Source organism: Streptomyces sp. NPDC025784 (genome assembly GCF_055558435.1).
Window position 1 is genome coordinate 79,720 of the sequence record NZ_JBVHMN010000008.1, and the last position, 12,966, is coordinate 92,685.

Annotated in this window: 10 protein-coding genes; 3 read left to right on the forward strand and 7 right to left on the reverse strand. The window is 70.5% G+C overall.

Annotated features, from left to right (window positions below):
* Positions 1-69: 69 nt before the first annotated feature.
* Together ACZ4IF_RS19450 and ACZ4IF_RS19455 are read right to left on the reverse strand one after the other, a co-directional pair.
* On the reverse strand, positions 70-771 hold the full coding sequence (locus ACZ4IF_RS19450; RefSeq protein ID WP_467564400.1) for a TetR/AcrR family transcriptional regulator: 702 nt from the start codon (positions 769-771) through the stop codon (positions 70-72).
* Between the two features lie 210 nt (positions 772-981).
* Entirely contained in the window at positions 982-1,128 is a 147-nt protein-coding gene (locus ACZ4IF_RS19455; RefSeq protein WP_107469320.1) for an SCO1431 family membrane protein, read from the reverse strand.
* A gap of 214 nt (positions 1,129-1,342) precedes the next feature.
* Between ACZ4IF_RS19455 and ACZ4IF_RS19460 the strand changes: the two genes are divergently transcribed.
* Positions 1,343-2,824, forward strand: coding sequence for a M1 family metallopeptidase (locus ACZ4IF_RS19460; RefSeq protein ID WP_467564403.1), 1,482 nt, complete (start codon positions 1,343-1,345; stop codon positions 2,822-2,824).
* A gap of 51 nt (positions 2,825-2,875) precedes the next feature.
* On the opposite strand, the gene ACZ4IF_RS19465 is transcribed toward ACZ4IF_RS19460, so the two are convergent.
* The 3 genes from ACZ4IF_RS19465 to ACZ4IF_RS19475 all read right to left on the reverse strand — a co-directional run bounded on the left by ACZ4IF_RS19465 (position 2,876) and on the right by ACZ4IF_RS19475 (position 7,024).
* Positions 2,876-4,228, reverse strand: a complete 1,353-nt coding sequence (locus ACZ4IF_RS19465) for a peptidase C39 family protein (protein ID WP_467564405.1) — start codon at positions 4,226-4,228, stop codon at positions 2,876-2,878.
* A 234-nt stretch (positions 4,229-4,462) separates the two neighbouring features.
* Complete coding sequence (locus tag ACZ4IF_RS19470) at positions 4,463-6,004, reverse strand: amino acid permease (RefSeq protein ID WP_467564407.1); 1,542 nt, start codon at positions 6,002-6,004, stop codon at positions 4,463-4,465.
* Between the two features lie 63 nt (positions 6,005-6,067).
* Positions 6,068-7,024, reverse strand: a complete 957-nt coding sequence (locus ACZ4IF_RS19475) for a hypothetical protein (protein WP_467564409.1) — start codon at positions 7,022-7,024, stop codon at positions 6,068-6,070.
* Between the two features lie 257 nt (positions 7,025-7,281).
* Between ACZ4IF_RS19475 and ACZ4IF_RS19480 the strand changes: the two genes are divergently transcribed.
* Entirely contained in the window at positions 7,282-7,944 is a 663-nt protein-coding gene (locus tag ACZ4IF_RS19480; protein WP_467564411.1) for a uridine kinase family protein, read from the forward strand.
* A 461-nt stretch (positions 7,945-8,405) separates the two neighbouring features.
* Positions 8,406-10,271: an AAA family ATPase gene (locus ACZ4IF_RS19485; protein ID WP_467564413.1), complete on the forward strand. Its 1,866-nt coding sequence runs from the start codon at positions 8,406-8,408 to the stop codon at positions 10,269-10,271.
* Between the two features lie 139 nt (positions 10,272-10,410).
* On the opposite strand, the gene ACZ4IF_RS19490 is transcribed toward ACZ4IF_RS19485, so the two are convergent.
* Together ACZ4IF_RS19490 and ACZ4IF_RS19495 are read right to left on the reverse strand one after the other, a co-directional pair.
* On the reverse strand, positions 10,411-11,499 hold the full coding sequence (locus ACZ4IF_RS19490) for a hemolysin family protein (protein WP_467564415.1): 1,089 nt from the start codon (positions 11,497-11,499) through the stop codon (positions 10,411-10,413).
* Positions 11,496-12,827: a hemolysin family protein gene (locus tag ACZ4IF_RS19495; RefSeq protein WP_467564416.1), complete on the reverse strand. Its 1,332-nt coding sequence runs from the start codon at positions 12,825-12,827 to the stop codon at positions 11,496-11,498. The genes ACZ4IF_RS19490 and ACZ4IF_RS19495 overlap by 4 nt, the downstream gene beginning before the upstream one ends.
* Between the last annotated feature and the right edge of the window lie 139 nt (positions 12,828-12,966).

Consider the following 12,966-nt stretch of genomic DNA (forward strand, 5'->3'; position numbering starts at 1 on the left):
GGGGACCCACGGCGGTCCCCGCCCCTGTCGCGTTCGCGCGGATGCCCGGGGATCCGGGCGCGGGAACGCTCAGACGTCGTCCCGGCGGGCGGCCTCGGGGGCCGGATAGGAGGGGTCGAGCTCCTCGACGGCACGCATCGCGCCGCCCAGCATCTTCACCAGCAGTTCGCGCATGGTGTCGCGTGGCAGCGCCGGATCGCCGATCCAGTCGAGGGTGGCCCCCTCGACGCTGTACAGCCACCCGAGCAGAGCCATGCGCGGCAACGGGGCGATGCCACGCCGCGCGCCCGTGCTCCCGCCCTCGCCGCCGAAACGGCGCGCACCCCACGCCCCTTCGGCGATGGTCTCGACGATGACCTCGCGCACGCCCTCCCGGATGGCCTGCACCTCGGTGTCGAAGCCGACGCCCCCGGTGATGATCGTGCGGTACGCGGCCTGGTTGTGCTCGGCGTACCGCAGATAGCCGTCGATCGTGCGGTGCACCCGTTCGTCGGGAGGCAGTTCGAGGCCGCTCGCCGCCCGGGAGATCAGATCCGCCACGGAGTCCTGGACGATGGCGAGGTAGTAGCCGCGCTTGGACTTGAAGTAGTAGTAGATCAGCCCCTTGGCGACATGCGCCTGCCGCGCGATGTCGTCCATCGACAGCGCGTCGTACGACGTGTCGGCGAAGAGCTTCCGTCCGATGGCGATGAGTTCGGCGCGGCGCGCCAGTGAGCGGTCGGTGCCGCGCGCCCGGGGACGGTCGACGTCGCGTTGTTGACTATTATTCAATTCCGGCCCAAGTCTCCACCTGCCGACAGGACATCGGAAGTATGGCAGACCTGGGCCACCTGCTCGTTCGACTCCCGTCGATCGCCCACGCGCTCGCCCGGCGCACGGGCCGGGAGCGGAGGTCAGCGGCACACGAGCGGTCCGAGGTGTGTGCTGCCCCCGAAGGGCGCGGAGGCGTCGGCGGGGATCGGAGCAGTGCGAGCCGAGTGATCAGAGAAGTCCGAGCTGGGTGATCAGCATCGCCACGACCACCACCAGGGTCCAGCCCAGGACGTGCTCGAGGATCTTGGGGCCGTCTTCCTGCGGCCCGCCGGTACGGGCACGGGCACGGGAGCTGGTGGCGGAGGTCGCGGTCATGGCATCTCGCTGACGTAGTGGTGCGGTGGCGTCCCCCCGCTTCGGCCGGCTCCCCACCGACTCGTCCACCTTGCCACCGGCAGGGGTCACGGCGGTAGAGACCTGGGTCACGCACACACTTCGACGTGGTTCGAATGGCCCGTGATTCCACAACGATGCGCGGGGACTGTGCGTCTCCTCACACGAAAGTGGTCAGCCAACCGAAAGGTCTTCGATGAGCACGTTCCGGACGCCCCGCCGCACAGCTCGCCTGGCCCTCGCGGCGGCGATCACCGTGGCGGCCGCCCTGACCGGTCCCGTCTCCCAGGCCGCGCCTGCCACGTCCGAGGCCCCCTCGCCCGGTGCGGCCGGGCTCGGCGACCCGATCTTCCCGCTCGACGGCAACGGCGGCTACGAGGTCGGCACCTACACCCTCGACTTCGACTGGCAGGCCCCGAGGACGCCCTTCGAGGCCTCCGCCACGATCAGGGCGACCGCGACGCAGGCCCTGTCCCGCTTCGACCTGGACTTCGCCGGCAACACCCTGCACGCGGTGACCGTGAACGGGAGGACGGCCACCGCCGTGCGCGACGGGGACGAGCTCGTGATCACCCCGAAGGCGGCCCTGCCCCGGGGCAGGGCCTTCACGGTCAAGGTCACCTACACGGCCGACCCGACCCGGATCCGGCACCGCGACGACGCCATCGAGGACTACGGCTGGATCCCCACACCGGACGGCACGGTGCTCTATCCGCAGCCCGACGGCGCCAAGATGATCTTCCCCTCGAACGACCATCCCAGCCGCCGCGCGCCCATCACCTTCCACATCACGACTCCGGCCGGGCTGTCCGCGGTTGCCAACGGCAAGCTCACCGGGCGCACCGAGCAGGCCGACGGGCGCGTGAAGTGGACATACGACTCCGAGCAGCCGCTGGCGACGCAGCTCGCGCAACTGGCGATCGGCCGGTTCACCTTCGTCGACGGCACCGGCCCGCACGGGCTGCCGATACGTGATGTGGTCCCGGACGACCTGGTGGCGCCGACCGAGGAGTACCGCGAGCTCACCGCCGACCACATCGCCTGGCTGGAGGAGCGCCTCGGCCCCTACCCGTTCGACCGCTACGGCGTCCTCGTCGGCGACACCGACCTGGGCGTGGCGCTGGAGACGCAGACGCTCTCCCTGGTACCGAAGGCCGATCTGCTGGGCACGCGGGTCGACGCCGAGCGCAATCTCGTGCACGAGCTGGCCCACCAGTGGACCGGTGACAGCGTGGGCATCAAGACCTGGTCCGACCTGTGGCTGAGCGAGGGCCACGCGCGGTTCTACGAGCGGCAGTACTCGCAGGAGCACGGCGGCGACACCTTCGAGGCCGCCATGAAGACCGCGTACACGAACCACGACCAGTGGCGCCACGACTACGGCGCCCCGGCCGAGCCGACCGAGCCGAACCTCTTCAAGCGGATGCGCTACGACGGTTCCGCGCTCGTCCTGTACGCGCTGCGCGAGAAGGTCGGCGAGGAGACCTTCGGGAAGATCGAGCGCGCCTGGGTGACGACGTACAAGGGGAAGACGGCGAGCACGCGGGACTACGTCGACCTGGCCTCGAAGGTGGCGGGCGAGGATCTCGACGGCTTCCTGCACCCGTGGCTGTACGGGGCGAAGACGCCGCCGATGCCGAACCACCCCGACTGGGTGGTCGCCCCGGTCCAGGGCTGACCGCCCCGGGCGGCCCCTCCACGGCGGGGAGGAGGGGCCGCCCTCCCTGGGTCAGCGGATGCCCACCGCCGCGAGCGCCTTGCGCTGCCGCGACGAGGGCTGCGCCGGGAAGTACAGGTAGCAGACGCCGCCCGTGCCGGAGACGACGTTGCCGGAGGCGTTGTACCGCTTGGTCCGCAGCCAGATGTTCTCCCACTCGCGCCGCTTGTAGACGCGGCGCACGGCCTGGTCGCTGGGCGACGCGGGGTCGTTGGCGATCACGTCGCCGTCGGCCGTGAACCCTATGACGGTCATGAGGTGGCCCGAGGTGCCGTAGCCCGCGCCCGTCAGTTCGGTCTTGAGGAACGACTGGGACGTTATGGCCGGGATGCCGGCGGCGATCAGCGTCTCCAGGTCGGTGAGCGAGCCGAGTCGGGTCACCACCCCCTGGAGGTCGGGGTACGTCGCCGCGTAGGCGGCGTTGAAGGGCCAGTTGCCGCAGCCGCCGTACTGGTAGTCGTACGTGAAGCGTGCCGCGTGGCACACCTGGGGGTCGGCGTACGCGGGGTCGACCCAGGACAGTTGCTCGGCGGTGGGCCGGCGGCCCCAGTACTCGATGATCATCTGCGAGGAGGTCGGACTGCACCAGGCCTCGCCGCCATTGTCGTACTCGGGGTACTGCCCGGCGTGGATCTCCTGGGACAGGCGCGGCACCGCGAGTTCCTGGGCGAGGCCCGGGGTCGAGGCCGGGACGGTGAAGCGGTCCGGCACGTCGGAGCCCATCGCGCCGAGCCGCCACACGACGGGTGTGATGCGGCTGCCCGGGGTCCGGTACAGGGTCAGGCGCAGCCGGTAGGAGACGAGGCGCAGGCCCGAGGCGGCGTCGTCGATGGAGAAGGTGTCCGTCCAGATGCTGCTCTTGCCGTCGCTCTGGTCGTCCAGGGACGTCCGCTTGATGTCCTGGTCGCCGGCCGCCCATCGGCCCATCACGTACCAGGGGGTGTTCGTGCCGTCGGAGTACGTGCCCGTCAGTTCGACCTGGAGCCAGGTGCCCGCCGGTGTGTCCGCGTTCCAGGAGGCGATGGCCTCGGTGGCGGGCACGGCGAGCTTGTGGACCGGCGAGGTCCAGGTGGCGTACTCCCAGGTGGAGGTCCTGCCGGTGTGCGGATCGGTGTAGTCCGTGGTGCCGGCCGGGGCCGCGATCACCACCCCGGGGCGGGCGCCGGACACGCTGCGCGTGCCCTTCGCGGTGCCGCCGCGCCAGTCGGAGTACGAGGTCCAGGCGCGGTTGTCCACGAGGCCGCCCGGTGCTCTCCCGTGGCGCGCCGGTGCGGCGGCGGCCGGCGGGCTCGCGGCGCCCACGGCCGCCGCGGCGACGGCGGCGGCCAGGACGGTTCTACGGGACGGCTGTTCGGCTCTGCTCATGGGTGGATGACCCCCAGGTGTCCGGAACGGGCGGGCCCAATGCACGGTGGTGGGCCAACTATGGACGCCGGACACCGAGTTCTGCCAGCACTTCGGCTCGCGTCGCGTCCACCAATATTGGTCGGGACCACTGGCATGACCTGCGGAGCCTCTCCCCGGACCGGCGGGGGCCGGGCCGGGGAGGGGACGTCGGACGCGCCGCGCGAAGGCCGTCGGACACCGAGAGGACGGCCGTCAGATGAGGTCCATCGCCGCGACCTCGTCGGGCCGGCCGTAGCTGACCGGACCCTGGAAGCGGCGGCGGGCCGTGGCGAACCACCAGACCGTGGCGACCACGAGCACCACGGCCAGGGCGATGGACGCGTAGTTGAAGGTGTCGCCGGTGATGGGCGAGACCTGCGGCAGCATGAACAGCACACTGCTGGCGAGGATCCAGATCACCGCCACCCAGCCGATGAGCCTGCTCCAGCGGCCCAGGTTCCAGGGGCCGGGCCGGAACTCGTCGCCCAGCCGCAGCCGAAGGAAGATGGGCACGGCGTAGGCGAGGAAGAGTCCGACGACGTTGACGCTGACGATGGCGGTGAAGGCGGTGTGCGACCACCAGCCCGGCAGGACGAGCGCCAGCGAGCAGCCGACCGCCAGCCAGACGGCCTTGACGGGGGTGCGGGTGCGCGGCGAGACCGAGTGCCACCAGCGCGAGCCGGGCATCGCGCCGTCCCGGGAGAAGGCGAAGATCTGCCGGGTGTTGCTGGTCAGATTGGCCAGGCCGCAGAAGAGCATGGCGCCGATGACGATGAGCAGGATGGCCTTTGCCGTGCCCATGCCAAGCCCGTCGATGAGAATCTGCACCGGCGGCGCCGAGGAGCCCGCCACCTGGTCATAATCATGAATGCTGTACACAAGGGCGAGCATGAGGACGAGCCCGGTGACCGCCGAATAGCCGATCGCGCGCGTGATCCCCTTGGGCGCGTTGACCGTGGCCCGAACCGTTTCCTCGGACATGTGGAAGCTGCCGTCGAAGCCCGTGAAGGTCCAACTGGTGACCAGCAGGCCGAGCATCCCCCCGTAAAGGCCGTTGGTGAAACCGGTGTTGTTCTCGAAATGCGTGACGAACGAAGCCGACTGGTGATGATCGGGCATCACGACGAGTGTGCTCACGATCACGACGAGCCCGATCAGCAGCCACCACACCGAGATCCGGTTGAGCACGGCGACCAGCTGCACCGTGTAGGTATTGGCCAGACCCTGGAGCACGATGATCACCATCGTGATCAGGACGGTCTGGTGCGCGGTCGGCTCGTACGAGTCCCACTGGAGCGCGACGAAGGCCTGGATGAACGTGGCGGCCGCGTACCCGGTGGCCGCGGTGCCGCCCACCTGACCCACGAAATTCAGCCATCCCGTGTACCACGACCATGCGCCCTTGTGCCGCTTGGCGAGCTTTCCCGCGGAGAAATAGAGCGCCCCGCTGGTCGGATAGGCGGATGCCACTTCCGCCATGGCGGCGCCGATGAAAAGCACCATCACGGACACGCCGATCCAGCCGAACACGAGAATGCGCGGACCACCGGCATTCATACCGAATCCGAAGGACGAGAAGATTCCCGAGATGATATTGATGATGGTGAAGGAGATCGCGAAATTGTCGAACGCCTGGAATCGGCGCGTCAGTTTTCGCGGATATCCCATCGCATGAAGTGTCGCGTCGTCGTCGAGCGCGGCGGATTCCTCACCCGTGCGCCCTCCGGTACGTGGGACCGATATCCGTTCTGACACAACTGACCTTTCTCTGGGGGGTTGGCCGGAAGACTGTGGGGGCCGGCCCGGGCAGCCGGTCGGTCAGGCGGCTCCCGGCACCGGCATGCCGCACGTCCGGCGGGCTCGGGAGAGTTGCTCCTCGGGCTCGCCGAACACGCTCCAGGGCATGCGGCAGGCGTACGGCCCCATCGCGGTGAAGACCGCGCGCGCCTCGAACTCGCGCTGGGACATGAACAGGGCGTGGGCCAGGTAGGACAGGTCGAGCACGGGGGTGAACCGGTAGCCCGGCACCTCGGGGAGCCAGTTCTGGTAGATCGCGAGCGCGGTGGAACGCCACTGGGGCTGCTCCCAGGTCCGGTCGACCAGGAGCTGCGAGGGGTTGTAGCTCTCCACCAGGGCCACCAGCGGAAGGAGTCGCAGCGGCGAGGAGGCGGGGGCACGCTGGCTCAGGAAGGCGGCCACGTCCCAGGCGGCGTTGACCGAACCGCCGTGGCGGGTGAAGAAGAAGGCCAGGAACCGATGGTGGCCCTCGCGGTGCCAGGGGTCGAGGCGGAGGATGTGCGAGAACAGCCGCCAGGGGCCGGGCGGCGCGGTGAGCAGCCCCTGCGGCGCGGGTTCGCGCAGATCGTGCAGCCGGGCCATGGACAGTTTGGCGGCCCAGGGCGTGGGATCGGCGGGGATCATGGCGGCGGCCCGCTCGCAGGCGGTCAGCGCGATCCGTTCCAGGGCCTCGGCGCGGCCGTCCTTGGTGTCGGCCGCGCGCAGTGCCCGCAGCACGGCCACACGTGCCCACAGGAGCGCCGCCTCGGGGGACGGCTCCTCGGCCAGCCAGCGTTCGGCGAGGTCGGAATCGGCGGCCTCGGAGGCCACCACCAGGGAACGGTGGGCACGCAGTCCGAAGTCGGAGCGTGTCTCCTCCAGGGCCTCACGGGCACTCAGATAGCGGCCGGCACGGACATCCACACAGACACTCGCGAGTCTGCGGTCGTCGGCCGCCGGATGCCACACATACTGCCCCTCGAATAACCCCGCGGCCATCTTCCCCTGTCCGTCCCCGTACGACACTTCGCAGTTGCGCAACAGGCACCCTACTCAGCATCAAGGGAAGCCGGAACGGGGTTTCCGAAATACCTGGTTCCGCTGTGTCGACATCTTATGGAGGAAGCGAAAGCGGATCCTGGGGATTGTTCAAAAGGTAGTTCAATGCGGCACTATTGTGCGGCCGCGCACCTGCCGCGAACAGCACTCGATAGAATGTTCCCCAGGAATATGCCCGACACCTCCTCCGCACCGCCGTGCACGCCCCTGCCGACCCCGCACCTCCCCCGGGAAACACCATTCACGACCTCGCCGCACAACTGCTCCGGCTGCCGCCGTCCTGCGGCCCGGTCCGCCTCGTCGGCATCGACGGGCACGCGGGCTCCGGAAAGACCACATTCGCCGGGCAGTTGGCGGTGGCACTGGACGGCGCCCCCGTGCTGCACCTGGACGACGTCGCCACGCACGAGGAGCTCTTCGCCTGGACCGGACGGCTGCTGCGCCAGGTGGTCGAGCCACTGCACCGCGGGGAGCCCGCCCGGTACACCCCCTACGACTGGACGGCCCGGACCTTCGGGCCGTCCCGCGAACTGCCGGCCGCGCCGGTGATCCTGCTGGAGGGCGTCGGCGCCGGCCGCCGGGCGTTGCGACCCTTCCTCGCGCGACTGCTGTGGATGGAGTTGCCGCACGAGGAGGCCTGGACGCGAGGGCAGCGACGGGACGGCGAGGCGCAGAGCGCGTTCTGGGACGGATGGGTCCGTGCCGAGCGCCGGCACTTCGCCGAGGACCCTTCGCGCCCCTTCGCCGACCTTCTGGTGCGGCAGTGTCCTGAGGGATACGAGGTACTGAAGGGACCTGTTGGGACCCCCGGGCCGGACTCCTCCATCACTCACGGTGACGGACCATCCGCAATGTGCTGAACTTGTGAAGATCCTTGCGAACGAACTTCCGTGAGTGCTCCAACTCGGCTTGACCGGGGGGCCGTACAGGACTTACGTTCTGAATGTGCGGCCTTTGGGAGCCGCCCGCATTCGCGAAGCCCCCGGTTGTTCCCCCGTGATCGGGGGCTTCGTTCTGCCCACACCACCCTTTTCGGACGCCGCGCGCCGTGATTCGTTCACCCTCGGTGACCGAGCACAGTGCGCCCCATCTGCTCCCACCTCGTGGAACGGGGTGTGCGGCACCCTTCGGCCCGCCCCTGTGCCGCAGGTACGATGCCCTCGGTGCGACCTTCGGACGGCTGCTCAGTGCACCGGCGCAACTCCCGTCCGCGGCACAGCAGTTCGGCCAAGTTGTCGACGGGTACCGGCCCGGCGGCGAGGGGGTGCGGGTCCACGAGGCACTCCCCGATCATCGGGGGCACGGTTTGTGGGGGGACGCGATGGAATTCGGCACGCAGGGCCCCGAGGCCCCGGCCGACCTCGCCTGGCTGCGAGGCGTGGACGCCTACACGATGGGCGCCTACCCGCAGGCGGAGGAGGAGTTCCGTACCGCGGTCCGGATCGACCCGGGCATGGCGGACGGCTGGCTCGGCCTGCACGCACTGCGGGTGGACACGACGACCGCGCTGCTGCGGATGTTCCGCCACCGCGACCGCTTCGGCGAGCAGCGCACCCGCCACCGGCGCACGCTCAACTCCTGGTACTGGCTCGGCTGGTGGGTCCAGCCGGTGCTGGAGAGCCCGCGCGACCTGCTGCTGGCGCACGCCTCGCACTGGCTCGACGGACGCCATGTCCCTGAACTGGACCGGGCGCTGGCCGGCCTGCCGCCCGTGGACGCCGATCATCAGGTGCGGTTCCTGCACGCCTGTCGCGCCTATCTGGTCAAGGACTGGGAGCAGCTGGTCCGGCACACCGACCCGCTGATCGACGATCCGATGCTCGGCATAGAGGCCGGGCTCTTCGGCGGTATGGCACGGGTGCGTCTGGAGATGTACGGGCAGGCGGAGCCGCTGCTCTCCTCCGCGCTGATGCGCTGCCGCAGCGAGCAGCCGCAGCGCAAGGAGCTGCGGTACTGGCTGGCCCGGGCGCACGAGGGCACCGGACGGTCCGCCGCGGCACTGCCGCTGTACCGGGCCGTGCACAGGGTCGACCCCTCCTTCATGGACACCTCGGCCCGGCTGGCGGCCATCGCCGAGGGCGACGGGTACGACGACGCCGCCGCCGACCTCGCGGCGATCAGCCTGGCCGGCATGGGACAGGACGTCATGGAGGGCCCGGACGGCGTGGACCCGCTGTTCGGCGCCGAAGGGCGGGACCTGAAGATCTCGGAGCCCGGACTGGCGCCACCGGGCGGGCTGCCGCCCGAGGCCGACTCGGTGCGGGAGAAGGTCGTGCTGCCGGTGCAGCCGCTGCCCACGGGCCCGACCGACCCCGCGTTACTCGAGGAGGCGCTCGCCGAGCTGGAGCGCATGGTGGGCCTGGAGCCCGTGAAACGCCAGGTCAAGGCGCTGTCCGCGCAGCTGAACATGGCGCGGCTGCGGGCCGGTCAGGGCCTGCCCGTGCAGCCGCCTAAGCGGCACTTCGTCTTCTCCGGCCCGTCCGGCACCGGCAAGACCACCGTGGCCCGCATCCTCGGCCGGGTCTTCTACGCTCTCGGGCTCCTCGGCGGCGACCATCTGGTGGAGGCCCAGCGCGCCGACCTGGTCGGCGAGTACCTGGGGCAGACCGCCGTGAAGGCCAACGAGCTGATCGACTCCGCGATCGGCGGCGTCCTCTTCGTGGACGAGGCGTACTCGCTGTCCAACTCCGGCTACGGCAAGGGCGACGCGTACGGCGACGAGGCCCTGCAGGTCCTGCTGAAGCGGGCCGAGGACAACCGCGACCACCTGGTCGTCATCCTCGCCGGCTACCCGGAGGGCATGGACCGCCTGCTGGCCGCCAACCCCGGTCTCTCCTCCCGGTTCACGACCCGCGTGGACTTCCCCTCCTACCGCCCCCTCGAACTCACCTCCATCGGCGAGGTGCTGGCCGCCGAGAACGGCGACGTCTGGGACGACGAGGCACTCGACGAGCTCCGCTCCATCAGCGGTCACGTCGTCGACCAGGGCTGGATCGACGAGCTCGGGAACGGCCGCTTCCTTCGCACGCTGTACGAGAAGAGCTGCGCGTACCGGGACCTGCGACTGTCGGGCTACCCGGGGACCCTGTCGCGCGACGACCTGTCCACCCTGCGGCTGCCGGATCTGATGCAGGCGTACGGGGAGGTGCTCTCCGGCCGGGGGCCCCAGGATCCGTCGGCGCTGTGAGCGCGCGCCGCACCTCGCTTCGGGGCGGCACCTCCGGTCCCGTCCATGAACGCGCGGTTCCCCGGACCCCTTCAGGGACCCGGGGAAGCGCGCGACAAGCCTCCGCCGGCCCGCGGCCGAGCGGGAGGCCGGAGACGGCTCAGCCGGCCAGCGCCTCCTCCGGTGCCTCGCTCGGGCGCGGCTCCGAGACACGCAGCGGCGTGGCTTCCCGGTGCGCCGGGTCGCGGACCTCGCCCACCAGCAGCTCCAGGACGTCCTCCAGCGCCACGAGCCCCAGGACCCTGCCGGACGCGTCGGCGACCTGAGCGAGGTGCGTGGCGGCGCGGCGCATCACCGTGAGGGCGTCGTCCAGGGGAAGTTCGGCCCGCAGGGTCGTCATCGGGCGCCACATGTGCTGCGGCACCGCCCGGTCGGATTCCTCCAGGTCGAGGACGTCCTTCACGTGCAGATAGCAGCCCATGAAGGCGCCGTTCTCGGCGACCACCGGGAAACGCGAGTACCCGGTGCGCGCGGTGAGCGCGACGACCTGGCCGGGAGTGACCGAGGGATCCACCGTGATCAGCAGATCGCGGTCCAGCAGGACGTCGGTGACCGGGCGGGAGCCCAGCTCCAGGGCGTCCTCCAGGCGCTCCTGCTCCTCGGGGTCGAGGAGACCGGCCTGGCCCGAGTCCTCGACGAGACGGTTGAGCTGTTCGCTGGTGAAGACCGCCTCGACCTCGTCCTTGGGCTCGACGCGGAACAGCTTGAGGATCACCCGCGCGCAGGCTCCCAGGGCGACGGTCACCGGACGGCACAGCCGTGCGAAGGCCACCAGACCGGGGCTGAGCCACAGCGCGGTCTTCTCGGGCGCGGCCATCGCCAGGTTCTTCGGCACCATCTCGCCGATGACGAGGTGGAAGAACACGACGAGGGCGAGCGCGATCACGTAGCCGAGCGGGTGGATCAGCCCGTCCGGCAGATGCGCCGCCTCGAAGACCGGCTCCAGCAGGTGGGCGACGGTCGGTTCGGCGACGGCGCCGAGCGTCAGCGAGCAGACGGTGATGCCGAACTGCGCGGCGGCCATCATCTGCGGGAGGCGCTCGAGGCCGTACAGGACCCGTCGGGCCCGTGCGGTCCCGAGCGGTTCGATCTGGCTGCGCCGCACGGAGACCAGGGCGAACTCGGCGCCGACGAAGAAGCCGTTGGCGAGCACCAGCAGGGCGGCGAAGAGAAGTTGGAGCACGCTCATCGGACGGCCTCCGGGACGGGCGCGGTCCGCACCAGGCGGACGCGTTCGGCGCGGTAGTGCCCGACCTGGCGTACCGACAGACGCCAGCCCGGCAGTTCGGCCCGGTCGCCGGGGGCCGGGATCCGGCCGAGCAGATCGGCGACCAGGCCGGCCACGGTCTCGTACGGTCCCTCGGGCACGTCGAGGCCTATGCGCTGGAGGACGTCGACGCGGCAGCTGCCGTCTGCGTCCCAGGCGGGCCGCCCGTCCTCGGGCGGGGCGGGGGCGAGCTCGGGGAGTTCGTTGAGGACGTCGTCGTGCTCGTCGTGGACCTCGCCGACGAGTTCCTCGACGATGTCCTCCAGGGTGACGACACCCGCCGTACCGCCGTACTCGTCGACGACGACGGCGATGGGCTGTTCGCTGCGCAGCTGTTCCAGCAGCGGCTGCACGGGCAGCGTCTCCGGGACGAGCAGCGGTGCCTGGGCGATCCGGCCCACCGGGGTGCGCAGCCGGTCGTGCGAGGGGATCGCCAGGGCGTCCTTGAGATGCACCATGCCGACGATCTCGTCGATCCGCTCCCGGTAGACGGGGAATCGGGACAGGCCGGTGGCGCGGGTGAGGTTGACGACGTCCTCGGCGGTCGCCGACGACTGGAGCGCGCTGACCTTCACGCGCGGCGTCATGACGTGCTGGGCCGTCAGGTCGGCGAGCGAGATGGTCCGCACGAACAGGTCCGCGGTGTCCTGCTCCAGGGCGCCGGCCTGTGCCGAGTGCCGGGCCAGGGAGACGAGTTCGCCGGGGGTGCGGGCGGAGGCCAGCTCCTCGGCGGGTTCGACGCCCAGTGCGCGCACCAGCCGGTTGGCGACGGTGTTGAGCGCGGCGATCACCGGCCGGAAGAGCCGGGAGAAGACGTGCTGGGGGCCCGCGACGAATCGGGCGACCTGGAGGGGCCTGGACACCGCCCAGTTCTTGGGCACCAGCTCACCGACCACCATCTGCACGGCTGAGGCGAGCAGCATGCCGACGACCACGGCGACACCGGGCACGGCGCCTTCGGGGAGGCCGATCGCGGTGAACGGGCCGTGCAGCAGCTCGGCGAGCGCCGGTTCGGCGAGCATGCCGACCACGAGCGAGGTGATGGTGATGCCGAGCTGGGTGCCGGAGAGCTGGAAGGACAGCTCCTTGAGGGAGTCGACCACGGTACCGGCCCGTCGGTCGCCTTCGGCCGCGGCCTTCTCGGCGTCGGGGCGCTCGACCGTGACGAGGCCGAACTCCGCCGCGACGAAGAAGCCGTTGGCGAGGATCAGCAGGAACGCCGCTCCCAGGAGCAGCAGGGGGATGGTCATGCCGCCGCCTCGGTATGTCGGGAGGGGGCGGCGCAGGTACTACAGGACGATCCGTCCATCGCTGGAGGGAGTCACTCCTCGGGTAGCAGGGGGCCTCGGAAACGCCGGGTGGCGGATCGAAGGCGGAGGCGCAACGAAA